Raw genomic sequence first — 23,534 nt, forward strand, 5'->3', positions numbered from 1 at the left:
AGCCGACCGAGGCGGTTTTCGCACGCGCCCGGTCAGGCGCGACGGCTTACCTCGACGAAGACGGGACGATGTGGAGTGCTTCGCGGGTCGATTAGTGTACACCCCGGACGTGTCGATGCACTGCGTGGTTAACAGGACTCGCCATTAGCGAAACAGGCGCTCAGGACGCTGCGTCGCCATGGCCCAACCGTGCTTTTCCGCCACGCGGCGGGGCGCCATGCGGGCCGCATGGTCCACGCATTCGCAGTATTCGAAGCGATTGAAGGACGCGCTTCGTCGCCGCGGTCAGTCGAGTTCGGCGCCGCGTCGCTCAGGAATCAGAAACAGGGTCGCGAGGATGTCCAGCAGGTAAATCGACGCCAGTAGCGCGAGCGCCGCGCCGAACGAGTAGCGCGCCGCCAGCGCGCCCACGACGACCGGCCCAAAGCCGCCCACCGCGCGACCCGCGTTGAACAGCACGTTTTGCGCGGTGGCGCGCGCATCGGTTGGATAGAGTTCCGAAATCAGCGCGCCGTAGCCGCCGATCATGCCGTTGACGAACACCCCCATCGCCGCGCCGCCGATCAGCAACGCCATCGGCGTCGTCAGTTGCGCATAGACGAACACCATGACGACGGCGCCCGCCTGGTAGAACAGGAACGTCGGCTTGCGGCCGAAGCGGTCGGCGGCGATGCCGAATAGCCAGATGCCGGCCGCCATGCCGAGAATCGTCGCGGCGGTCCACAGCCCCGATTTGGTCAGCGAATAGCCGAAGGTCTTCGACAGATAGCTAGGTAGCCAGATCATCAGCCCGTAATAGCCGAAGTTCTGCACCGAGCACAGGATCGTGACGCCGAGGCTCGCGCGCGTCGTGCGTCCATCGACGAACAGCAGTTTCAGCGGCAGCTTGCGCATGCCGCGCGCGACGCGTTGGTCGAAAAGCGCCGGCTCCTCGACGCGGCGGCGCACGAAGAACGACACGACCGCCGGCAGCAGCCCGAGCGCGAACATGCCGCGCCAGCCGATCACCGGCAGCAGCAGCGGCGTCAGCAACGCGGCCGCCAGCACGCCAAGCTGCCAGCCGAGCCCGACATACGACGACACCCGCGCCCGCTGCGACGCCGGCCATGCTTCGGCGACCAGCGTCATACCGATGCCGAATTCGCCGCCCAGCCCGATCCCGGCGACGGTCCGATAGATCAGCAGGTCCGTGTAGCCTTGCGCGAGCGCGCACAGGCCGGTGAACACCGCGAAGATCAGGATCGTCCACGTCAGCATGCGCACGCGGCCGAAATAATCGCTGAGCACGCCGAAGAGCACGCCGCCCGCCACCGCACCGATGAGCGTCCATGTGACCAGCGCACCGGCCTGCGAGGAACTCAGATGCAGGTCGGCGGCGATCACCGGCAGCATGAAGCCGAGAATCAGCAGATCGAAGCCGTCCATCGCATAGCCCAGCACCGACGCAAGCAGCGCGCGGCCCGCATAGCCCGGTTGGACGGCGGAGCGGGTTTCGGTGGTGGAGGCGGAGGCGGGTGGAGCGGCGTTCATTGAAAGCATTCCGTAGGTCTGAAGGCGGCTGCGTGGGAAGCGTCCCGGGAAAGTCGCGTGAGTGTAAAGGCGGCCTCACCCGGTCACAAGACGATGCGCGCGCCAAAGCGCCCGCCGGCTGCGCCGCCGCGCACGACGGCCTCCTCGGTGCGACCCATTTCAGGTAAAATAGCGGCCCACGCGCGCAGCAAAAGCCGGTCTGTGCTCTTCCCCCGGCCGCGTATCCCGCCCAGCATGGCGCGGCATACCCCGCTTGCTGCGCCACCGGGCCCAGCGCCCGCTTCTCCCCCGCTCACTCCGAAGGATCCGCCCATGACAGGCTTCGATCGCCAGACGATCTCCGACACCACCGCCAAAATGCTGCTCGAAGTACAAGCAGTGCATTTCAACGCGGAGAAACCGTATATTTTCACGTCCGGCTGGGCGAGCCCGGTGTATATCGACTGCCGCAAGCTGATCTCGTATCCGCGTGTGCGCCGCGGCCTGATGGAAATGGCCGAAGCGACGATCCTGCGCGACGTCGGCTATGAGCAGATCGACGCGGTCGCCGGCGGCGAAACCGCGGGCATCCCGTTCGCGGCATGGCTGTCCGACCGCCTGATGGTGCCGATGCAGTACGTGCGCAAGAAGCCGAAGGGTTTCGGCCGCAACGCGCAGATCGAAGGTCTGCTGACCGAAGGCCAGCGCGTGTTGCTCGTCGAAGACCTGACGACCGACAGCCGCAGCAAGATCAACTTCATCAACGCGCTGCGCACCGCCGGCGCGACGGTGAACCACTGCTTCGTGCTGTTCCACTACAACATCTTCAAGGAAAGCGTGTCGGTGCTGAAAGACATCGACGTCGATCTGCACGCGCTCGCCACATGGTGGGACGTGCTGCGCGTCGCGAAGCAGAACAACTACTTCGACACGAAGACGATCGACGAAGTGGAAAAATTCCTGCACGCGCCGGCCGAGTGGTCCGCTGCACATGGCGGTGCGACGTCTACGCCGCAATAAAGCCATCGCGCTAAGGCAGTGACAATAAAAACGTAGCCGCTTTATGCGGATTGAATGAAAAAGCCGCCTGTTTCGCAGCAGGCGGCTTTTTTATCGCCGATTGTTTATCGCTGATTACCCGGCGGACGAAACGAGGCCCGATATCAGGACTGGTTCGCGATGTCCTTACTCGAGTTCGACGAAAGATTCAGCAAACCATTGCTCTGCGCATACTGGAATAGTTGGGAGTCGCGATCGATTCCGAGCTTGCGCATGGCCGCGTTTTTTTGTGTGCTGATCGTCTTGATGCTGCGATTCAAACGCTCCGATATTTCCTTGATCGTCATACCCGATACGAACAGGCGCACGACTTCGAGTTCGCGCCGCGACAGCTTCGAGTCGTCGCGCTTGCCGGCTGAATTGACCCGCAACCCATCGAGCACCGCCTTCACCGACGGACTCATATAGGTCATACGACGGCCCACGTGTTGTACCGCAAGCGCAATATGGCTGAGATCGTCCGATTTGTTCACGACCGACGTCACGCCAAGTTCCTTGAGCCGTTTGAGCAATGCGGCGTTCTCGAGCATGGTGAGCACGACGATCGGCAGATTCGGGAAATTGCGGCGCAAATAGTCGATGAGTTGCAAGCCGTCGCCGTACTGACCGCCCGGCATGGCCAGGTCGGTGACGAGCACGTCGCATTCGGTGGATTGCAACATTTTGATAAGTTCAGTCGACTGCCTTGCGCGCCCAACGACTTGCATACCGGGAAATTTGAGCAGCGCATTTTCAGCGCCAAACAGAATAACCGGATGATCGTCTGCCACCACGACCCTGAGTGAAACTTGCATCGTCCTCCTCTGGACGGATAAACCGGTCTCCACAACTTCTAACACTGCTTTTGACGCTCGCTATTTAAACGAGTCAAATGCAGTAAGGGTCGCGCGACAACCCCCTTACTATAGCTGATTTCCTGTCTGCGAATTCCGCGGCACGCGAACATATTGCGTCGCAGAGCTAATCAGCGCTGATGTTAGACTTGATTCGACCTTGGGGCACAATTCAGCACAACGACAGTCGCGAGGACCCGCGCCTCGCGCCCTTACAGGAGAACCGGCATATGCGCATGCGTTGCCTGGTTGTTTCGCTGGCTTCATCTTGGCGGCATCGATCGCTCGCCGTCGGCGCGATGCTTGCGCTATTCGCAGCGCATAGTGCCGGTGCGCGGGCCGACGAGCCGTTCACGCTGACGAGCGCGAGCGTGCGCACGGGCGGCACCGTGCAGAATGCGCAGGTGTTCGACCGGAACGACTGCAAGGGCGGCAACCGTTCACCGCAGCTCTCATGGCGCGACGCGCCGGCCGGTACGCGCGGCTTCGCGATCACGATGTTCGACGAGGACGCGCCGGGGCGCGGCTGGTGGCACTGGGCGGTCGCGGGCATCCCCGCCACGGTCGACAGCCTGCCCGAGAATGCGAGCTCGTCCGGTTTCCTGCGCAAGCTCGGCGCGGTCGAAGCGCGCAACGACTTCGATACCGACGGCTATGGCGGCCCGTGCCCGCCGCCCGGCAAACCGCATCGCTATATCATCACCGTGTACGCGCTGAACTCGGCCGATCTGCGTCTCGCGCAAGGACGTCCCGCGTTGATGTTCGATCACGAGATCGGCACGGCCGCGATCGGCAGCGCGCGGCTCGAGGTCAATTACGGGCGCTAGTGGCGGCCGTCGCGGTCGTGATGGGGCGCCGCCGCGCCGCATCGTCTGGCTTGCGCCGTTCGCCTTCCCGATCGCTTTGCTGGAGCACTTCATGTCGAAGATCGTCATCGTTTATCACAGCGGCTACGGCCACACGAAGAAGGTCGCCGAAGCCGTGCTCGCGGGCGCGCTGGAAGCCGGTGCGCAGGCGAAGATGATGCCGGTCGGCGACCTCGACGACGCCTCGTGGGACGAACTCGCCGCCGCCGACGCACTGATCTTCGGCGCGCCGACCTACATGGGCGGCCCGTCGGCCGATTTCAAGAAGTTCGCCGACGCCAGTTCGAAACCGTGGTTCGCGCAGGCGTGGAAAGACAAGATCGCAGCCGGCTTCACGAACTCGGCGACGATGAACGGCGACAAGTTCTCGACCATTCAGTACTTCGTCACGCTGGCGATGCAGCACAGCATGATCTGGGCCGGCACCGGCATGATGCCGTCGAACACGAAGGCCGCGACGCGCAACGATCTGAACTTCGTCGGCGGCTTTACCGGACTGCTTACGCAATCGGCGGCCGATGCGTCGCCCGACGAAGCGCCGCCGCCGGGCGATCTCGAAACCGCGCGCCTGTTCGGCGCGCGCATTGCGGGCGTCACCGCGCGCTGGATCGCGCCGCGCGGGTAGCGGCGCGCGGCTAATGGTTGAACGGCGCCGAAACGACGTCGCGGCTCATCGGCGGTTCATCTTCGGTCATCAGCCCGCATTCGCCGCGCAACGGGTCACGCCGACGTCACGTTGTGCGCGCATCGTCGTTTTTTCGCGCTGCACCGCACGGTCGCGGCGATGACGTCTTAAAATAACGTTCCGGCGCGGCGTCGCGCCCCGTTTCCAGCGAGTGAGATCGAGATGAGCACGAAAGTTTTTGTCGACGGACAGGAAGGCACGACCGGCCTGAAAATTTTTGAATACCTGTCGCAGCGCGCCGACGTCGAAATCCTGCGTATCGAAGAAGCGAAGCGCAAGGACCTGGACGAGCGCCGTCGTCTCATCAACGCGTCGGACGTCACGTTCCTGTGTCTGCCCGATATCGCCTCGCGCGAGTCGGCCTCGCTCGTCGAGAACGACCGCACGGTGCTGATCGACGCGAGCACCGCGTTCCGCACCTCGCCCGACTGGGCCTATGGTCTGCCCGAGCTGGCTCGCTCGCAGCGCGAACGCCTGCGCACCGCCAAACGCATCGCCGTGCCGGGCTGCCACGCCTCGGCGTTCGTGCTCGCGATGCGCCCGCTCGTCGAAGGCGGCGTCGTCGCGCCCGAGTTCGCCGCGCACGCCTATTCGATCACTGGCTACAGCGGCGGCGGCAAGAAGATGATCGCCGACTACGAAGCCGGCGGCAACGACAGACTCAAGAGCCCGCGCCCGTACGCGCTCGGCCTCACGCACAAGCACCTGCCGGAAATGGCCACGCATACGGGCCTGAAGTCGGCGCCGATCTTCACGCCGATCGTCGGCGACTTCTACAAGGGCCTCGCGGTCACCACGTACTTCTCGCCGGGCCAGCTCGCGAAGAAGACGACGCCGCAGGACGTGCAGGCTCAGTTCGCCGAATACTACGCGGGCGAAGCGTTCGTGCACGTCGCGCCGTTCAACGCCGACGCGAGTCTCGACAACGGCTTCTTCGACGTGCAGGCGAACAACGACACCAACCGCGTCGACCTGTTCGTGTTCGGCAACGAAGAGCGCTTCGTGACCGTCGCGCGGCTGGACAATCTCGGTAAGGGCGCGTCGGGTGCGGCGATCCAGTGCATGAATCTCGCGATCGGCGCGGCAGAAGGCACCGGTTTGAAACGCTAGGCGAGTCGACCCGCATCCGCGGTGCCACGAAAAAAGCCCGCTCATTGCATTGCACTGCATTGTTTTCCGCCAGCAGCATGTCGCACGGCATAACTCGCGGCCTGGCAATGGCTATTGCCACAGCACCTTTTCTTATCGCTTGCGGCGGCGGCAAAGCCGACAATCCGGGCCCCGTCACACCGGCGCAATGCGCGGGCGCGAGTCGCGGTACGCAAGGCGCGCCGACGCCCAGCGCTAGCACCGCGACGCTGTGCCCCGACACCGCGGACCTCGTCAAAAGCACTTACCTCGGCGGCGCCGGCAGCGGCGAAATCGTTCAGTTGAATATCGACGCGACCGCGATGACCTACACGCTGAAGTGGCTCGAGTCGCCGATTCCGCTCACCAGCGCGAGCGTCTCCGTCACACGCAGGGGCACGCAGATCACGGGCGCGGTGATTCACCCGCCCACCGGCATGCTGCCGACCGCCGAGCAGACACGCTGCGCGTTCATCCTCGGCGCGGGCACCGGCACCGCGTCGGACGGCACGACCTACGCGACGCCCGACTTCGTCGACAACCCGAACCCGCCGATGATCCTGATCGGCAAGGGCGTCGCGGGCGGCGGGATTCCGGGCGCGGCGATCCAGTATGCAGGCATCACGCTGCTGCCCGGCGTTCCCGCCATCGGCGCGGTCCACAAGCGGCACTTCGACTTCTATCCGTTCCTCGGCTTCGCGAGCACGACGACCGACATCACGAAGCTTGCCGGCACCTACAACGCTGCTGTACCACCTGTCGCCGACCGCGAACTACGAAACCGTCGCCACGAACGCCGTCAAAACCTTCGACGCGATGTTGACGGCAGAATTCATCGCCGTGGCAGGCCCAACGGTCCGCTTCAGATCGCCTGATGCATTGGCTTCGGCCGCTGGCCTGGCTCCGGTCCTGAAGCAATCGGGCAAATCCAGCTGGCTCAAACGACCTCAAAAGGGCGACAAGCGTCTCAAGCGGATCTTCTATCAGTCCGCATTCGCATCGATGCGCTGTCCCGAGAGCGCCGCGTTCTACGCGCGCAAACGCAAAGAGGGGAAGCGACATCATCAGATCATCATTGCTCTGGCCAGACGACGCGTGAATGTGCTGTGGGCCATAGGGCGGTATGAATTCGAAAATCATTTCGGTGCTCGCTCTGTGCGCACCGTTGCTGGGCGCGTGCGGCGGCAGCAGTAACGGCGACGGACCGATGACCGAAACGCGGCCGTGCCCTGCGTCGCTCGACTACGGCACGGTCTTCACCGGTGGCGGCGGAGACGGTGAACTCGTCAAACTGCAGCTCGATACGACGAAGATGACGTGGCAGATCAGCTACATCCAGTCGCCGATTCCCGCCACCACCGGCACCGTCGCCCCGACGCGCGCGGGCCAGGTCGCGGGCGGCTCCCTGCCCCCGGAAAAGCGGCTACCGACCAACAAGCTGAACCAGTGCGCGTTCCGTCTGAACGGCGCGAGCCTCGATGCGAGCCGGCCGGCGCGGATTTTCGTGGGCGAAGGCGTCGTCGTCGTGGGCGCCGGTGTTCAACGCGGGCCTTGCGTACAACATCACCGAGCACTGGGGGCTCGTTGCGTCGGTCACGTATATCCCGCTGAAGACGACGTCGTCGGTCATCATCAAGGCGGCCGATGGGACGGAGCTTGGCGTGTCGAAGGCGGATCTGGGCGCAAACCCGATCATTTCCTTCCTGGCCGTGTCGTATAAGTTCTGAATTTGATTTTCCGCGGTCGCGGCGCCGCTTTGGGCGCGCGGCGAATTCCGGGCAAAAAAAAAAGCCCACCTAAGTTGGCGGGCTGAATCCATATCAGAGGAGACATGGAGGAGACAAGACGAACTATAGCAGACCGCTTGGTGCGTTGCAACATGCAAATTAGGGTTGACCCTCAATGTTGCAAACATACAACGGTCACATGGGTACGGCTCAGTTTTCCCTTGTCTGCCGACACGCGCGGTGCTTAGTGCCTCACCAGCGCCATCATCGCGCCGAAACCGACGAACACACCGCCCGTCAGCCGGTTGAACATCCGCGCGACGCTGCGGCTCTTCAACCTGGCGCCGATGCGCGTGCCAAAACCCGCATACACCAGATACCAGCTGACCTCGATCGACGCGAACGTCGCGAGCAGCACGCCGAACTGCGGCAACTTCGGCTGGGTTGCATCGATGAATTGCGGCAGCAGCGCGGCCGCGAACAGGATCGCCTTCGGATTGCTGCTCGCGACCAGAAAGCCGTTGCGAAATAGCGCGAAGCGCGAGCGCGCGGGCCGGGCTGTCAGGTCGTCGACGTTGTGCGCGGCGGTTTCGTCGGCCGGCGCGCGCCATGCCTTGATGCCCAGATATACGAGGTAGGCCGCGCCGATCATGCGCAGTGCGTTGAACATGGTCGGCCATGCCGCCAGAAACACGCCGAGCCCCGCCGCCGATACCGCCAGCATCAGCACCAGCGCCGACAGACAACCGGCCATCGTCGCGCTCGCGCGACGCAGGCCGTGCTGGGCGCCGTGCGTCATCACGAGCAGCATGTTGGGACCGGGAATCGCGGAAACCACGAAAACAGTGGCGGCGAACAGCCACCAGGTATGCAGAGTCATCGAAATCGGGTGTAGGGGGATCGGGCGGCTATTATGCCTTGCCGCCCAGCGCGACTCATGCGGCCACGCTGCGTCGATCGCTCGCGTCCGGTGATCGACAGCGCCGTCAGCGGCCGGCCCGGCGCGTCGCGACCTGACCCAGCACCGCGAAATCCTTCTCGCCGTCGCCGTGCGCGATCGCCTCGATCAGGCTGTCGCGAACCACGCTCGCGACCGGCATCGGCGTTGTCACCGCATCGGCGGCGGAGAGCGCGAGGCGCACGTCCTTCAGTCCCAGACGCGCCTTGAACAGCGCCGGCTCGAAGCGCTGCTCGGCGATCAGCTTGCCGTAGCCCGAGTACACCGGTCCCGGAAACAGGCCGCTCGTGATCACGTCGAGGAAGTCCTGCATCGCGAGGCCGTGGCCCGTCACGAGCGCGGCCGCTTCGCCGAGCGTCTCGATCGCCGCGCCGAGCATGAAGTTCGCGGCCAGCTTCATCACGTTCGCCTGCTGCGGCAGCGAGCCGATGCGCCAGGTCTTCTGGCCGAGTGCGTCGAAAATCGGCTGGATCCGGTCGATCGATTCGGCCGGGCCGCCCGCGACGATCGTCAGCTTGCCCGCGGCCGCGACGTCGGGCCGCCCGAGCACCGGTGCGGCGACGTAATGCACGCCGCGCGACGCGTGCGCGGTCGCCAGTTCCTCGGCGAGCGCCACGGAAATCGTCGCCATATTCGCGTGGATCAGCCCGCGCGGCGCATGTTCGAGCAACGACGCGGTGATGACTTCGCGCAGCGCGGCATCGTCGGCGAGCATCGAGAACACGGCGTCGCCCGCAAACGCTTCAGCCGGCGTCGCGACGACTTGCGCGCCCAGCCCGGCCAGCGGCTGGGCCTTTTCCGGTGAGCGGTTCCACACGCGCACCTGGTGCCCGGCTTTCAGAATGTTTGCAACCATCGCGGCGCCCATCTCGCCGAGACCGATAAAACCGATGTCCATCTATCGCTCCGTCTTCTAAAGAACCCGAAGTAGAGCACACTCATGCGACAAGCGCAGGACAACGCGCAACCCGAGCGGTGCGATACTGCAGGCATGGTCACCGCGACATTCCGCTTCTACGAGGAGCTGAACGACTTCATCGCCCGGCCGCTGCGCCGGCGCGCGTTCACCTGCGTCTGCGCGCGCGGCGCAACGACCAAGCACATGATCGAAGTGCTCGGTGTGCCGCATACCGAGGTCGAGCTGATACTGGTGAACGGCGACTCGGTTGGTTTCGATCATCCGCTCGCCGACGGCGACCGCGTCGCGGTCTATCCGAAATTCGAGGCGCTCGACATCCAGCCGCTGCTGCGCGTGCGCGAGCGGCCGTTGCGCGTGATGCGCTTCATCGCCGATGCGCATCTCGGCGGCCTCGCGCCGCTTCTGCGGCTTGCGGGCTTCGATACGCTGTACGACAACCACTTTCCCGACGCCGATATCGAGGCGCTCGCCGCCGCGCAGCAGCGCATCGTGCTGACGCGCGACCGCGAGCTGCTCAAACGCCGCAACATCACGCATGGCTGCTACGTGCGCGCGCTGCGGCCGCGCGAGCAGTTGCGCGAAGTGTTCGAGCGGCTCGACCTCGCGCGCAGCGCGCAACCGTTTCGGCTATGCCTCGTATGCAACGCGCCGCTGCGACGCATCGCACGCGAGGAAGCCGGCCTGCGCGTGCCGCGCGGCGTGCTGCAGCGGCACAGCCGCTTCGTGACCTGCGATGTATGCGGACGCGTATTCTGGGAAGGCACGCATTGGCAGAGGATGCGCGCGTTGATGGACAGCGTCTCCGCCGGCGCACCGGACCGTGTCGGCTGACGCCCCGCGCTTGCGTACAATGCGGGTTGATCTATTTGGCAGAGGCCTTTCCGATGATGAAAAAAACCGACCTTGAAAAGAACAAGGCGCTGAAACTGGGCAACGCGATGAAACAGGCAACCGCTAACCGCGGCGGCAAGAACGCGGCGACCGAGCCGAAGATCGACCGGCGCGAGCAGCGCAAGCTCGATCAGGCGCAAGGCCTCGTCCCGTTTGCGTGCAAGCTCAACGGCGAGCTGGTGGAGGAGCTGAAAACGCGCGCCGCCAGTCATCCGGACGGCCTGAACGGGCTGCTGGATGAAGTGATCCGGCGCGGACTCGCGGGCTGATCTTCCCGCGCGCAAAATCCGCCGCAACAGCAAAAAGGCCAGAGCGCGAGCTCTGGCCTTTTTGCTGGCAACGCATCTGCCGCCACCGGCTGCACCGACCGGCAAACGGTGCGGCGCAGCGCTATGTCGCGCCCGACGAGCGCGCGTTGGCTTAGTTCTGCACGCCCTTGTCGTTCGTGCCTGCTGCCGAAGCTGCGGCGGAAACGTGTGCCTTCTTGCCGTGGGTCTTCAACTGCTTGACGTGGTGCTTCTTCGGTGCGCTTGCTGCTTCCATAGCAGCGGCATCCGATGCCTGCGCGAAAGCCTGAACGGAAACGAGTGCGATCGAAGCGGCTGCGAGCGAGACGATAACTTTTTTCATGTGTTGATCCCCAAACCAGACGACTGAGTCAATGTGAATGAATACAGCTGCACGGTAGAGCGGCTGGACTTCGAGGTGCCTTGTGCTCCCCGCGGGAGAGTATTACCCAGGCGTAGGCGGTTTGTCATGCGCAAAACTCGATATGTATTTTCCGGGAGACAGCCTGCTTTCAGCCTGCTTTCATCTACCTGCAAGGCGCACCAAGGACCCTACCAGGTCCCCGTGAAGCCGCCGCCCGCGCGCCTCGCCGACCGCTTCGCGGCGCTCAAACCAGGTTCCGCAGCAGGCTCGCGGTCTCCTGCAGCGCCGGCAAAACGCGGTGCAGCGCGGCGTTCGCCGACTCCTCGCCGATCGGCATGCTGACGCTGATCGCCGCGACCACCGTACCGTGCCGGTCACGCAGCGGGACCGCGACGCCGCGCACACCAATCTCGAGCTGCTGGTCGGTGACCACGTAGCCGTTGCGGCGGATTTCGCCAAGCACTTCTCTGAGCCGTTCGACGGTCGAATAGGTGTACGGCGTGAAAACCTTGATCGGATACGACGCGAGCCACGGGTCGATGCTGTCGGGCGGCTGGAACGCGAGCAGCACGAGCCCCGCCGACGATAACGGCGCCGGCGCGCGCGAGCCGGTCACGAAGCCGACCGCCATCGCCCGATTCACGCCGTTGCGCGCGACGTAGACGACGTCGTGTTCGTCGAGGATCGCGACCAGCGCGGTTTCCTGCACGGTCGCGGTGATCCGCTGCAGGAACGGTTGCACCGTGCGCGGCAGCCGCGCCGAATCGAGGTAAGACTGGCCGAGCCGCAGCACGCGCGGCGCGAGCCAGAACAGCTTGCCGTCTGTGTCGACGTAGCCGAGCTCGCGCAGCGTCAGCAAATAGCGGCGCGCAGCCGTGCGCGACAGGCCGGCGCGCGCGGCGACCATCGTTGGCGTCATGCGCGCGTGCTCTTCGTCGAATGCTTCGATGATCGCGAGCGCCTTCGCGGCGCCCGCGATCCAGTCCTTGTCGTCCATGTCGTTTGCTCGTGGAAGGAGCGGGGGATCGCGGTCCGATCCGCAAGTCGCTTGATTCACGGCGATCCGCAGGCCGGCGACCGCGCGGCCGTTGCGCGATTATCGCGCGACTCGCGGGGTTTGCCTGCCCGGCGCGCGACGCCCGCGTATCATGTGAGCGATTCCTTACCGGCTGAGCACCGCGTGGCGCGCCTGCGCGGCTTCCCAGCGCGATCCCAAGACAAACCATAAGAAATCTTGCATCCCGATACCCGCCAACACCTGCGCGCGAACGTGCTGATGCTGATCGCCGCGATGATCTGGGGCTCCGCGTTCGTCGCACAGCGACTGAGCCTCGATACGATCGGCCCGTTCCTGTTTACCGGCTTGCGCTTTCTGCTCGGCGCGCTCGTCGTGCTGACGATGATCGTCTGCGTGCGCCGCGCGGCGCTCGCCGAGCTGACGAAGCGCGCGCCCGGCGGAGCCCGCGAACTGCTTGGCGCGGGCGGGCTGCTCGGCGTCGTGCTGGCCGTGTCGATCTCGCTGCAGCAGATCGGCCTGCAGTACACGAAGATCGCGAACGCGGGCTTCATCAGTTCGCTGTATGTGGCGATCGTGCCGCTGCTCGGCGTGCTGTTTCGCCACCGGACTGGCCTCCGTACGTGGCTTGGCGCGCTACTGGCGGCCGTTGGCATGTACTTCCTGAGCGTCGACGAGCACTTTTCGATGCTGTACGGCGACTGGTATCAGCTCGCCGGGGCGCTGGTGATTTCCGCGCAGATGATGCTGGTCGGCCGCTTCGCGGCGCGCCACGACACGCTGATGCTCGCACTCGCGCAGTTCGTGACCTGTGGGCTCGTGTGCCTGTCGATCGGCCTTGCCATTGAACCCGTTAGCGCCGCGGTAATTGCGCGAGCCGCGCCGACGATCGCGTACGGCGGTGCGTTATCGGTGGGCGTCGCGTATACGATCCAGGTGGTCGCGCAGCGCTACGCGGCGCCCTCGCATGCGGCGGTGATTTTCAGCATGGAAGGCGTGTTCGCGGCGTTTGCGGGCTGGCTCGTCCTCGGCGAAACGCTGACGACTCGCGCGTTGTTCGGCTCTGCGCTGATGCTCGCGGGATTGATCGTGTGTCAGATACTGCCGGGCTGGAAACGCGCCCGGCAGCGTGCGCCGCAGGTGATGTGATTTACAGCGTTATAAAACGATTCGACGCCAACGCTCGGTGCGCGATGCGCGCCGACAGGCGTCTTGCCCCTTCGCCCAACTATGCCGCGCGCGGATGAGCGAATGGGCTCGGCGTATCGGCGGTTGGCGGAAACACGCACCAGCAGCCGTCGTCGTGGCGAAAGAAGAACAAACCCCGCCCGCCCTGTTCCGGCGACGTCTCCACCCGCACATAGCGCCGCCCGCCCGCGCGTGTGCGGCTGAACTCCGTCACGTGAACCGGCTCGGCCGGCGATGGCGAAAGCCACTTCTCGACCAGAAACCGCAACGACTGTTCGCTCGCGGCTCTCATGATCTGCTCCGGAACAGCTTGTCGCGCTGCTCATCGCGCGTGGACTCGGGACTGTCGTCGTCGCGAGCGGCGTCGCCGTCCTCGGCGGCCTCGGCGGCTGCCAGCGCCATCATCCGACTGGTCGCGACCGCGCGCAACGAGCTGCAATGGGCCGCATGTCGAAGGTCCGACAGAAGACGGACTAGCTGTCGTGCTGATCTGCGCTTCATACATCCCCCGCACTGCACCAGAAACCTCACAAAGCACTTTAACTCTATGCCGGATTGTTCGCTGGGCAAATGGTTTTGACTAAATAGCAACAGTTGCGTTTACAATAAGAAGGCGTGCAATCTTCGTACCGAGTTATCAATGTGCGCGTTCGGTGGGCGGAAATCTGTGCGTTGGCGAGCCCTTCGCGTCGCGCGAAGCGTCGATGCGGGAGCAACGGGAAGTGTCGGTCGGAGGCGTGGTTATCCACAGCGACCTCTGAATAACTTCGGGATAGCGCGACGAACAGCCTGTGCGCGAAATCTTGATAAAGATCAGGGTCGGCTAACGGTGTTCGAACTTATCCCAGTTATGTAGTTTTTCTACCGACGTGTTCCGCAGGGTTATAGGTTTCGCATGATGTTGAAGCGGCGCGACATTTGCGACTTATCCACAGAATCGGTTAACCCTTGTTAACTACTACTACGTATGTATACGTATCAAGTAAACACCATAAGGTGAATATCGCTGCGCGCCTGAATCAGAGGCTGATCGGACCTTGATCAGCCTCGATGCGAAAGCCGCTGCGCCGCTGTCACGGCACCAGAGGCGCCGTGCCGCTCGCGGGTTCGATCGCTGCAGCCTGGCCAATCGGGTCGGCGGGCTGGACCGGCGAGGATGTCGACGGTGTCGTCAACGGAACCGGTGCGGGTGCGGTTAACTGCACTGGCGCGGGCGCTGACTCGACCGCCTGAGCCGCAGCTGGTGGCGTCACCGCGACAGGCTTGTCGGTCGTCGGTTGGGCGAGCGCTGGTGACGTCGTCTGAACCGGCACGGTCGGCGTCGCTCGAACTGCAGCGGAGGTGGTCGCCGCCACCGGCTCGGGCACAGGCTCAGGGATCGTCAGTTGAAGCGGCGCTGCTACCGGCATCGGCAGCGTCCGCGTCTCGATCGGGCTGCTCGTCACCGGCTGCGTGCGCACGACCGTCTGCAAGTAATGATCGACGAGACCGAAAAAGCGGTCATAGAACTTGCCCGACGGAATCGTCTCGCTCGAGATCTTCACCATCGCGTCGCTATTGGAGCGAATCGGCAGCGACAGCGAACCGAGCACGCTGAGCCCGACGCTCGCCGACGTATCGCTCTTCTTCAACGCGAAGCCGTTCTGCACCGCGTTCACGTACACGATGTCTGGTATCGGCCGCCTCTTCGCCGGGCGTGCACACGACGTGAAATTCGACGACCACGTGCGAATCGCCGGTCGGCTGAAAATTCTTCGTGCCGTCGACGGTATCGGGACGCGACATCGTCGTCAGATAGCCTTGGCTCAGCAATGCGCGGCGCGCGGCTTCGCAGCTATCGCCCGTACTCGAATTGAAATTGCGCGCGTACGGGCTTGCGCCGGTTTCGAATAGTTCCTGAGTGAATTTGGGTTGCGGCGTGCTGCTGCATGCCGTGAGCGCGACCAGCCCGAACAGGGCCGCGGCGGTGGTGCGGGAAAAGGGGTTCTGCATGATCAGTTGCGAGAAGCGCTTCGTGAGCGCGAATGGAAATGCATTGTAGAGCGGGCAGCGTCACGTGCGTAAAAAGCGTGCAAGGTACAGCCCGGACCCTATTGCAGCGGGTAACACCACGTCAACTTGAAGCACGCTGCCGCGCCCTCGCAGTGCATGCGGGCGAAAATGCGAAAGAAATCGCGCGTACGTGCCTAGTTCGACGTCGTGCGCGTCGAGCCCACCGTCGCGGCCGACGATGCCCCGGCTGCCCCGGCTGCCCCGCTCGCGGCGGGTGCCGCGGATGCAATGAGCGCCGCCGGCACGCTGAACGCGTCGGCCCACGGGTTCGCGCTGCCGCAACGATCCGCCTCGCACGACGCGGCCCGCCCAGCGGCCCCGGAAGCGCCGTCAGCGGGTGTCGCAACCGCCGCGAAATCCTCCACGCGCAGATTCACCTTCTGCGCATAGGCCTTCGAGCCGCCATAGCTCTTGAGCGCGGTATTCAGATCGCCGTTCGCCGAGCGCATGTAGCCGTACAGAATCGCCGAGCCCGCTTCGATGTTCGCACCCGGCTCGGTCAGATCCTTCACGTTGCGCAGCAGGCCGCGGTGCGCCTGCGGCACGACCTGCATCAGCCCCGTCGCGCCATTGGCGCCGCGGGCTTTTTCCTTGAAGCGGGATTCGATCGAGATGATGGCGAGCAGCAGCGCCGGAGGAAGGGAGTATTTGTTGGCGGCGGATTGCACCGCGTCGGAGATCTTTTGAGCCTTTTCTTTGCCCACACCGAACTTCTGCGTCAGGTACGCCGATATTCGGTCGGTGTTTTCGTCGGCCGCCGCGGTTTGCGCGAGGCCGAGCGAAAGCACGATCAGGCAAAGTAACCGGCTCATAGTGGACGTCGGAGGAAGCAAAGATCCGCGCATTATAGCGCCGCGGCGTCGGGCGACGCCTTTCCTCGGCAATTTTTGTCTTTTAAATCAAGGGTGAGCGGAACTCGTCCCGCTTTCCGATGCGTTCATTTGAGCGCTTTTGACTTCAAGTCATAGCCGTCGCTCAGCGTCGCGAGGAACGCGGCGACGTCGTCGATATCACGCTCGGACCAGACCGGACGCTCGCCCGTTTTGCGCGTCAGCGGCTCGTCGGTCGTATCGACGTTCACGCGCAGTGCGACCGGCAGATCGTTGAATTTGTCGACTTTGCCGTGCGCATCCATTGGATACCACTTGTCCGGGTTCGTATCGCGTTGCACGTAGAAACGCAACGCCTCTTTCAGCGTGTGGAAGCGACCGTTGTGAAAAAACACTTGACGCGTCGCGGTATTGCGCAGCGATACCGACTTGAACAGTCCGCAGTTCAGCTTGTCGCTCTGATCCGTACGCAACGGTCCGCACAGGCCCATGTCGAAATACTTCGGATCGGCGTTGACCTTCAGTTCAGCGTTGCGCGGCACGCCAAGCGCCTGAAAGTTGAAGTCGGTGAAAAGCGGATGAGCGCCGTTCACGCCCGACTGGTCGATATGACAGGATGCGCAATTGCCGCCGGCGGGGTCGTCGAACAGTTTTTTGCCGCGCAACTCTTGTGCAGTTAGTCGCACTTTCCCGTCCAGGTAGTAGTCGAACTTGCTCGTGTACGGATGAAAACTCGGGTCTTCGAGCTCGAAGCGCTCGATCGCGTACATCGCCTGGGTGAACGCCTTGGTCGGATCGGCAAAAATGTTCTGGCCGAATACTTCCTTGAAGCGCGCAGCGTAGGGCGCGCGCTGCATCTTCGCGAGCAATGCGGCCGGATCCTTGTTGGCCATCTCGTTCGGATTGAACAGCGGGAAGTTCGCCTGATCGTGCAGATAGTTGAAGCGCCCGTCCCAGCCGAAGCCGCCGACCGGCGCGTTGTCCGTTTCGCTGAGCCGCTCGGACAGGCTCGCCGCCTGCGCATGCGTCCAGATCGGCGTACGGTTCAGCACGTAGCGCAGGCTCGGCACCGCGCGCGTGCCCTGCTGATGCAAGTCCGCGCCGCCCAGTTGCGCGGCGAGACCGTTGGGCGGCCCGTACGCGTGCTCGGGACTGTGACAGCTCGCGCACGACATCCTGCCCGAGGCCGACAGCGCCGGATCGAAGAAGATCAGTTTGCCGAGCGCGGCGGCGTCGCTATAGACGGGCTTCGCATCGGCGGATGTCGGTGTCGCATTCGACGCAACAGCGGGCGCCGCACCGGCGCCCCCCAATAACGCGCCGCCCATCAGGGCGGCGAGCGCTATCCGACGCGCGCTCGCGCGCGCCGTGAATCGCATGACAGAAGACAGCATCGAGTCTTTTACAGGTTCGTGAAGATGTCGCTGCCGAACCCCACCAGACCGGCCTGTCCCGCATAACCAAGGTGGTCGAGCTGGAAGATGTCCTCGATGCTCTTCAGCATCGAATAGTGGTTGTACGGCACCGTGGACACCGTACCCGGCTTGATGAACTTCGAGATCATCACAGCGCCGGTCTGGTCGCCGCCGTAGCTCGACTTGGTCAGGTTGATCGTGATGCCGTTATAGGCGAGCGACGAAGTCTCCGGGAACGGCGGCAGGTTCGGGCCGGGTTGCTGGCTACAGCAGGTCGTGCCCGCAAATACCAGATCCTCGCCCGACGCGGACTGCGTGACCGTCGCGTAGCTGCTTTCGTCGAAGTTGATGATCAGCAGGCCATCCTTCTGGAACGCCGGCGATGCGGTAATGATCGGCACCCACTTCTGCAGGAACGTGTTCGCGCTCGTCAGGCCGCCCGGCTGGCCGTTCACGCAAGGTGCGTCGTGGCCGTCGTCGCACAGGTTCGGCGTGATCAGGTTGAAGTTCGCCGTGGTCGAGACCGATTGCAGATCGTTCTGCAGGTTATTCAGATTGACGACGTGCTGTCCGCAGTCCGGCGAATCGATGATCGAGTGGAAGTACATGAACGGATTGTGGCGCGTCGCATACTGGTCGCCGAGCGGCACGGCCGCGCTCGGCGCTTCGGCCGACTGCGTGAGGTCCGTCGTGTTCAGCGTCGGATGGCCGCAGGTGGCGGCTTCGCGCGACGGATCGTTGCCCATGTCGCCTTCATAGCCCTTCCACGTATAGCCCGCCGCCTTCAGCTGGTCCGGCAACGTCTTCACGCTCGCCGGATACACGCAGCCCGAGCCGATCGCCTGGCCATCGGACGTCATGCCGGTCAGCTTGAAGTCCTGATAGGTCATGCAGTCGTTGTCGGTCTCGTTGGTCGGCGACTGGCCGCTGATCATCGAGATGTAGTTGTCGAGACTCACGTGGCCCGTGCCGTAGTACTGCTGCACGAGCGCGCCTTGCGATGCCAGTGTTTGCGCGAGATACGGCGCTTTGGTGTTGGCGCCGAATGTGGTCGCGTAGTTTTCGTTTTCGAGCGTGATCACGAAGACGTGGCGAATCTGCTGCTGTCCGGTCAGTTGCAGCCCGCCGGACGAAGAAGACGAGCCGCAGGCGGCCACGATCAAAGCGATTAAAGCCACGCAAGCGGCCATGATGAGTGCGCGTAGCCCAATGCGGTGTGACATGTTCGTTGCCCTCTGTTGCTGTCTCTTTGTTGCCCTGTCGGGAATGCGGTTTTATTTGCGGGCAGACTTTATGGAGCGCCTATGACATTGCCGTGAAAATTGACGTTAATTCACCGATAAAACCATTGGCGAACCAGCGGGTTGCCGACTCGATTCACGCTTCGCGACGATTTGAGACAATGCGCGTCGGCCGCGCGCATCGTTGCGCGCCGCCTCAACGAACAACCGATGTTTTCAGCTATGAGCAAGACCGCGTTTATTCCCAGCGTCCCGGGCACCTCGGAGGACGACTTCGAGATTTCGGCGAGCGCGAAAATGGCCGGCTACCGGCGCTTCTTCGGCGTATTGAAGGTGGTGCGCACGACCGACGGCCGCGTGCTGTTTCCATTCGATGGCGCGCCCGAACTGGGCCCACACGCGAGCCGACTCGAAGCGCTCGCGGCCGCGCAGGTGTATGGCGAACACATCGTCGCGAGCGATCTGGCGCGGCCGGAGTTGTAGGATTCGTCGATCACCCGGCGATAAGCCGATAGGCGAAAAAATGCGGGTGGGTCAGCGCACGCGTACCCGGTTTGCCGCGCCGGCCCCCGCACGCGCGGCGAGCACACCTCCGAGCACGCCGCCGACATGGCTCTGCCACGACACATCCGGATAGATCGGCAGTACGCCGAACAGCAGGCTCAGACCGTAGCTGCTGACGACGACCAGGGCCACGAGGATCGACACGAGATTGCGCGTGTAGTAACCACGCGCAACCAGGTGACCCGCATAGCCGAACACCAGCCCGCTCGCGCCGATATGCACCGAATACGGCGCGCCGAATAGCCACGCGCAAAGACCGGCGCCGAGCATCGCGCCGATGGTCGCGCGCCAGAAGCCGGCGATGTTCGGCCACGTACACAGCCAGCCGAGTACGACGAGCCCGCTGGTGTTGGCGGCGATGTGTCCGACGCTCGCATGCAGCCACGGCGCGAACAGGATGCCCTGCAAGCCGTCGAGCGAACGCGGCACGACGCCGTGTTCGTTCAGATGCAGGAACGGCAACGCAACCGACAGAAAGAACACCGCCCACATCGAACCGACGAACAGCGCGATTAGCACGACGCGTGACTTCAGCTTTTCGGTTAGCGTGTTGGGAGGTGAGGTCTTCATGATGACGAGGCCACATGGGATGTCGACAGAGGGTAGTCGATGTGGCGTCGTCACGTCGAGGCATCGTGGCAAGACAGATGCCGATGGTGTTTCGTCCGCCGGACCGCATGGCGGCGCGGCTGATTGCATGAGCTTGCGGCGCGCGGTTTGCCGCTACGTCTTCGTCACTCCACCGTCACCGACTTCGCCAGGTTCCGCGGCTTATCCACATCCGTGCCACGCGCACAAGCGGTGTGATACGCGAGCAACTGCAGCGGCACGACGTGCAGGATCGGCGACAGCAAGCCATAGTGCTCTGGCATCCGGATCACATGCAGCCCTTCGCCGTTGACGATCTTCGTATCGGCATCGGCGAACACATAGAGCTCGCCGCCGCGCGCGCGCACTTCCTGGATGTTCGACTTCAGCTTTTCGAGCAGCGCGTCGTTCGGCGCGACCGTCACCACCGGCATCGCTTCGGTCACGAGCGCCAGCGGCCCGTGCTTCAGCTCGCCAGCCGGATACGCCTCGGCGTGGATATACGAAATCTCCTTGAGCTTCAGCGCGCCTTCGAGCGCGATCGGATAGTGCATGCCGCGTCCGAGGAACAACGCATGTTCCTTGCGCGAAAACTCCTCCGACCACGCGATGATCTGCGGCTCCAGCGCGAGCACGCTGTTGAGCGCCGCCGGCAGGTGGCGCAACTGCTTCAGATAACTCGCTTCCTGCTCGTCGTTCAAACGTCCGCGCAGCTTCGCGAGCGTTGCCGCCAGCGTGAACAGCGCAACCAGCTGCGTCGTGAATGCCTTGGTCGACGCGACGCCGATCTCGCGGCCCGCGTGCGTGAGGAACGACAACTCGGTCTGCCGCACCATCGCGCTCGTGCCGACGTTGCAGATCGCGAGCGTGTGCTTGTGGCCGAGCTCCTGCGCGTGCTTGAGTGCCGCGAGCGTGTCGGCGGTTTCGCCCGACTGCGAAATCACCACCACCAGCGACTTCGGATTCGGCACCGACTCGCGATAGCGATACTCGCTCGCGATCTCGACCTGAGTCGGAATCTTCGCGAGCGATTCGAGCCAGTACTTGGCGGTGAGCCCCGAGTAGTAGCTGGTGCCGCACGCGAGAATCAGCAGGCTGTCGATGTCCGCGAACACCTGGCGCGCGCCCTCGCCGAAGATCGACGCATCGAACGCGTCGGGCTGCGGAATCGTGTCGGTGATCGCGCGCGGCTGCTCGAAGATTTCCTTCTGCATGAAGTGGCGATACGGGCCGAGTTCGACCGCGCCGCCATAGGCGGCCACCTGGCGCACCTCGCGTTGCGCGGCCTCGCCCTGGCGATCGGCGATGCGCACGCCATCGAGCGACAGTTCGCAGACGTCGCCTTCCTCGAGGAAGATGAAGCGCTCGGTGCTGCCTGCGAGCGCGAGCGCGTCCGATGCGAGGAAGTTTTCGCCGTCCCCGAGTCCGACCACGAGCGGCGAGCCCTGGCGCGCGCCGACCACCGTATGCGGCTGATCCTCGTGCAGCACCGCGATCGCATACGCGCCGTGCAGTTGCGCGATCGCCTCGCGCACCGCGGCGAACAGGTCGCCGCGATACAGGCTATGGACCAGGTGCGCGATAACCTCGGTGTCGGTCTGCGAGACGAACTCGTAACCCTTGCCGCGCAGCATTTCGCGCAAGGTCTCGTAGTTTTCGATGATGCCGTTGTGTACCAACGCCAGCGCATCCCGCGAGAAGATCGGGTGCGCGTTGTCGGTGACCGGTGCGCCATGCGTGGCCCAGCGTGTATGCGCGATGCCCGTCACGCCTTCGAGGCGACCGTCGCGCACCTGGCCTTCGAGGTCGGCCACGCGCGCGACGCTGCGCGCGCGGCTCGGCCCGCGAGCGCCGAGCACGGCGACGCCGCACGAATCGTAGCCGCGATATTCGAGGCGTCGCAGTCCTTCGATCAGGACGGGAACGATATTACGTTGCGCAACCGCGCCGACAATGCCGCACATGGTGTATTCCTTTTCAGTGCCGGATTCAGTGAGCGCGCCTCGTGGGCACGCCGTATCGATCAGCTTTTCTTTTTGACAGGGCGCACGTAGCCCGTCTTGCTCGTCTGGGTTTTATCGTTCAACACCAGCGCGTCGGCGGCGACGTCCTTCCACACCGTGGTGCCGGCCGCGATCGTCGCGCCGCGCTGCACGCGCACCGGTGCGACCAGTTGCGTGTCCGAGCCGACGAACACGTCGTCCTCGATCACGGTGCGGAATTTGTTGGCGCCGTCGTAGTTGCAGGTGATCGTGCCCGCGCCGATATTCACGCGCGCGCCGACATCCGCATCGCCGATGTAGGTGAGGTGGTTGGCCTTCGAGCCATGACCGAGCACCGCGTTCTTGATCTCGACGAAGTTCCCTACATGAGACTCGTCCTGCAGCGCCGCGCCTGTGCGCAAGCGCGCATATGGACCGACAACGGCCTTCGCGCCGACTTCCGCGCCTTCGATGTGCGTGAACGCATCGACGCGCGTACCGGCGCCGATACTCGCGTTGCGAATCACGCAGTTCGGCCCGATGCTGACGTTGTCGGCCAGCGTCACACGGCCTTCGAACACGCAGTTGACGTCGATCGACACGTCGCGGCCGCATTCGAGCGTGCCGCGCACGTCGACGCGCGCCGGGTCGGCGAGCGTCACGCCCGCGACGAGTAGTGCGTCGGCGACATTGCGCTGATGAATCCGCTCGAGCTCGGCGAGCTGCTGCTTGCTGTTGACGCCGAGCGTTTCCCACTCGTCGTCGGGCTGCGTGGTGACGACTTCGAGGCCGGCTTCGATCGCCATTTCGACCGCGTCGGTCAGATAGAACTCGCCTTGCGCGTTGTCGTTTTTGAGCGCCGCGAGCCAGCCGGCAAGGCGCGCGGTCGGCGCGACGATGATGCCGGTGTTGATTTCGGCGATCTTCAGCTGCTCGGGACTCGCGTCCTTCTGCTCGACGATGCGTTGCACGTTGCCGTGCTGATCGCGCACGATGCGGCCGTAACCGGTCGGGTCGTCGAGCGTGACGGTGAGCACGCCGTAACCGTCCTGGCCGGCACGCCCGGTCAGTGCGCGCAGCGTTTGCGCACGCGTGAGCGGCACGTCGCCATAAAGCACCAGCGTGGGCAACGATGGATCGAGCAGCGGCAGCGCCTGCTGCACCGCGTGGCCGGTGCCGAGCTGTTGCTCCTGCACCGCGAACTGGATATCGGGCGCCGCGACGGCTTCGCGCACGGCTTCGGCGCCGTGGCCGATCACGACGATCAGGCGGGCGGGCTTCAGCGCGCGGGCGGTGTCGATGACATGAGCGAGGAGCGGCCGGCCGGCCAGAGGATGGAGCACCTTGGGAAGCGCGGACCGCATGCGCTTGCCGGTACCTGCCGCCAAAATGACGATGTTCATGGCGTCGGCAAATAGACGAGTTTGGAGCGG

General features: G+C 64.1%; 21 protein-coding genes and 4 pseudogenes. 11 read left to right on the plus strand and 14 right to left on the minus strand.

Annotation, left to right across the window (positions count from 1 at the left end):
• Positions 1-285 precede the first annotated feature (285 nt).
• The gene (locus tag OKW40_RS15425; RefSeq protein ID WP_429490388.1) at positions 286-1,530 is read right to left on the minus strand and encodes an MFS transporter; all 1,245 of its coding nucleotides are present in this window, start codon (positions 1,528-1,530) and stop codon (positions 286-288) included.
• A 312-nt stretch (positions 1,531-1,842) separates the two neighbouring features.
• On the opposite strand from OKW40_RS15425, the gene OKW40_RS15430 reads away from it, so the two are divergent.
• Positions 1,843-2,529, plus strand: a complete 687-nt coding sequence (locus OKW40_RS15430; RefSeq protein WP_018418686.1) for an orotate phosphoribosyltransferase — start codon at positions 1,843-1,845, stop codon at positions 2,527-2,529.
• A gap of 143 nt (positions 2,530-2,672) precedes the next feature.
• Here the strand turns inward: OKW40_RS15430 and OKW40_RS15435 are convergent, their stop codons facing one another.
• Positions 2,673-3,362, minus strand: coding sequence for a response regulator (locus OKW40_RS15435; protein WP_184056372.1), 690 nt, complete (start codon positions 3,360-3,362; stop codon positions 2,673-2,675).
• A gap of 269 nt (positions 3,363-3,631) precedes the next feature.
• Between OKW40_RS15435 and OKW40_RS15440 the strand changes: the two genes are divergently transcribed.
• From OKW40_RS15440 to OKW40_RS15465, 6 genes and pseudogenes are all read left to right on the plus strand, one after another.
• Complete coding sequence (locus OKW40_RS15440; protein ID WP_429490389.1) at positions 3,632-4,228, plus strand: YbhB/YbcL family Raf kinase inhibitor-like protein; 597 nt, start codon at positions 3,632-3,634, stop codon at positions 4,226-4,228.
• Positions 4,229-4,319: 91 nt separating this feature from the next.
• On the plus strand, positions 4,320-4,892 hold the full coding sequence (locus tag OKW40_RS15445; RefSeq protein ID WP_026225500.1) for a flavodoxin family protein: 573 nt from the start codon (positions 4,320-4,322) through the stop codon (positions 4,890-4,892).
• Positions 4,893-5,114: 222 nt separating this feature from the next.
• Complete coding sequence (gene argC / locus OKW40_RS15450) at positions 5,115-6,062, plus strand: N-acetyl-gamma-glutamyl-phosphate reductase (protein ID WP_429490391.1); 948 nt, start codon at positions 5,115-5,117, stop codon at positions 6,060-6,062.
• 77 nt (positions 6,063-6,139) lie between these two features.
• Positions 6,140-7,274 (plus strand): annotated as a pseudogene (locus OKW40_RS15455) (DUF2957 domain-containing protein).
• Positions 7,204-7,671 (plus strand): annotated as a pseudogene (locus tag OKW40_RS15460) (DUF2957 domain-containing protein); the annotation flags it as partial. The pseudogenes OKW40_RS15455 and OKW40_RS15460, both read left to right, overlap by 71 nt.
• A pseudogene (locus tag OKW40_RS15465) lies at positions 7,589-7,807 on the plus strand (OmpW family outer membrane protein); the annotation flags it as partial. The pseudogenes OKW40_RS15460 and OKW40_RS15465, both read left to right, overlap by 83 nt.
• Before the next feature lie 244 nt (positions 7,808-8,051).
• Here the strand turns inward: OKW40_RS15465 and OKW40_RS15470 are convergent.
• Complete coding sequence (locus OKW40_RS15470) at positions 8,052-8,687, minus strand: LysE family translocator (protein WP_184034702.1); 636 nt, start codon at positions 8,685-8,687, stop codon at positions 8,052-8,054.
• A gap of 106 nt (positions 8,688-8,793) precedes the next feature.
• Positions 8,794-9,663 (minus strand): NAD(P)-dependent oxidoreductase, encoded by an 870-nt coding sequence (locus tag OKW40_RS15475; RefSeq protein ID WP_429490393.1) that lies wholly within the window; start codon positions 9,661-9,663, stop codon positions 8,794-8,796.
• Positions 9,664-9,756: 93 nt separating this feature from the next.
• On the opposite strand from OKW40_RS15475, the gene OKW40_RS15480 reads away from it, so the two are divergent.
• A complete protein-coding gene (locus tag OKW40_RS15480) occupies positions 9,757-10,515 on the plus strand; it encodes a Mut7-C RNAse domain-containing protein (RefSeq protein ID WP_429491977.1) in 759 nt (252 codons plus the stop codon).
• Between the two features lie 53 nt (positions 10,516-10,568).
• Positions 10,569-10,844 carry a hypothetical protein gene (locus OKW40_RS15485; protein WP_018418694.1) on the plus strand — a complete coding sequence of 92 codons (276 nt, stop codon included), beginning with the start codon at positions 10,569-10,571 and terminating at the stop codon, positions 10,842-10,844.
• A gap of 151 nt (positions 10,845-10,995) precedes the next feature.
• Here OKW40_RS15485 and OKW40_RS15490 read toward each other — a convergent pair whose 3' ends face one another.
• Together OKW40_RS15490 and OKW40_RS15495 are read right to left on the minus strand one after the other, a co-directional pair.
• Entirely contained in the window at positions 10,996-11,205 is a 210-nt protein-coding gene (locus OKW40_RS15490; RefSeq protein WP_184056380.1) for a hypothetical protein, read from the minus strand.
• 265 nt (positions 11,206-11,470) lie between these two features.
• Positions 11,471-12,223, minus strand: coding sequence for an IclR family transcriptional regulator domain-containing protein (locus OKW40_RS15495; RefSeq protein WP_018418696.1), 753 nt, complete (start codon positions 12,221-12,223; stop codon positions 11,471-11,473).
• A 237-nt stretch (positions 12,224-12,460) separates the two neighbouring features.
• Here OKW40_RS15495 and OKW40_RS15500 point away from each other — a divergent pair, with 237 nt between their 5' ends.
• Positions 12,461-13,390: a DMT family transporter gene (locus OKW40_RS15500; RefSeq protein WP_429490395.1), complete on the plus strand. Its 930-nt coding sequence runs from the start codon at positions 12,461-12,463 to the stop codon at positions 13,388-13,390.
• A 79-nt stretch (positions 13,391-13,469) separates the two neighbouring features.
• Here the strand turns inward: OKW40_RS15500 and OKW40_RS15505 are convergent, their stop codons facing one another.
• The 5 genes and pseudogenes from OKW40_RS15505 to OKW40_RS15525 form a co-directional block, all read right to left on the minus strand.
• The gene (locus OKW40_RS15505) at positions 13,470-13,721 is read right to left on the minus strand and encodes a hypothetical protein (RefSeq protein ID WP_184034717.1); all 252 of its coding nucleotides are present in this window, start codon (positions 13,719-13,721) and stop codon (positions 13,470-13,472) included.
• Positions 13,722-14,766: 1,045 nt separating this feature from the next.
• Positions 14,767-15,421: pseudogene (locus OKW40_RS15510) on the minus strand (DUF2242 domain-containing protein); the annotation flags it as partial.
• A gap of 194 nt (positions 15,422-15,615) precedes the next feature.
• Entirely contained in the window at positions 15,616-16,293 is a 678-nt protein-coding gene (locus OKW40_RS15515; protein WP_429490397.1) for a lytic transglycosylase domain-containing protein, read from the minus strand.
• 125 nt (positions 16,294-16,418) lie between these two features.
• The gene (locus tag OKW40_RS15520) at positions 16,419-17,705 is read right to left on the minus strand and encodes a cytochrome-c peroxidase (RefSeq protein WP_429490399.1); all 1,287 of its coding nucleotides are present in this window, start codon (positions 17,703-17,705) and stop codon (positions 16,419-16,421) included.
• Between the two features lie 8 nt (positions 17,706-17,713).
• The gene (locus tag OKW40_RS15525; RefSeq protein WP_429491979.1) at positions 17,714-18,916 is read right to left on the minus strand and encodes an alkaline phosphatase family protein; all 1,203 of its coding nucleotides are present in this window, start codon (positions 18,914-18,916) and stop codon (positions 17,714-17,716) included.
• Positions 18,917-19,189: 273 nt separating this feature from the next.
• Here OKW40_RS15525 and OKW40_RS15530 point away from each other — a divergent pair, with 273 nt between their 5' ends.
• Positions 19,190-19,450, plus strand: a complete 261-nt coding sequence (locus tag OKW40_RS15530; protein ID WP_090805534.1) for a DUF6723 family protein — start codon at positions 19,190-19,192, stop codon at positions 19,448-19,450.
• Positions 19,451-19,501: 51 nt separating this feature from the next.
• Here the strand turns inward: OKW40_RS15530 and OKW40_RS15535 are convergent, their stop codons facing one another.
• The 3 genes from OKW40_RS15535 to glmU all read right to left on the minus strand — a co-directional run bounded on the left by OKW40_RS15535 (position 19,502) and on the right by glmU (position 23,504).
• A complete protein-coding gene (locus OKW40_RS15535) occupies positions 19,502-20,101 on the minus strand; it encodes a rhomboid family intramembrane serine protease (protein ID WP_184065789.1) in 600 nt (199 codons plus the stop codon).
• Positions 20,102-20,265: 164 nt separating this feature from the next.
• Positions 20,266-22,083: a glutamine--fructose-6-phosphate transaminase (isomerizing) gene (glmS, locus tag OKW40_RS15540; protein ID WP_429490401.1), complete on the minus strand. Its 1,818-nt coding sequence runs from the start codon at positions 22,081-22,083 to the stop codon at positions 20,266-20,268.
• Between the two features lie 59 nt (positions 22,084-22,142).
• Complete coding sequence (gene glmU, locus OKW40_RS15545) at positions 22,143-23,504, minus strand: bifunctional UDP-N-acetylglucosamine diphosphorylase/glucosamine-1-phosphate N-acetyltransferase GlmU (protein WP_429294082.1); 1,362 nt, start codon at positions 23,502-23,504, stop codon at positions 22,143-22,145.
• Positions 23,505-23,534 lie beyond the last annotated feature (30 nt).

This window comes from Paraburkholderia sp. RAU6.4a, assembly GCF_050435625.1.
In the GTDB taxonomy this organism is placed as follows: Bacteria; Pseudomonadota; Gammaproteobacteria; order Burkholderiales; family Burkholderiaceae; genus Paraburkholderia; species Paraburkholderia tuberum.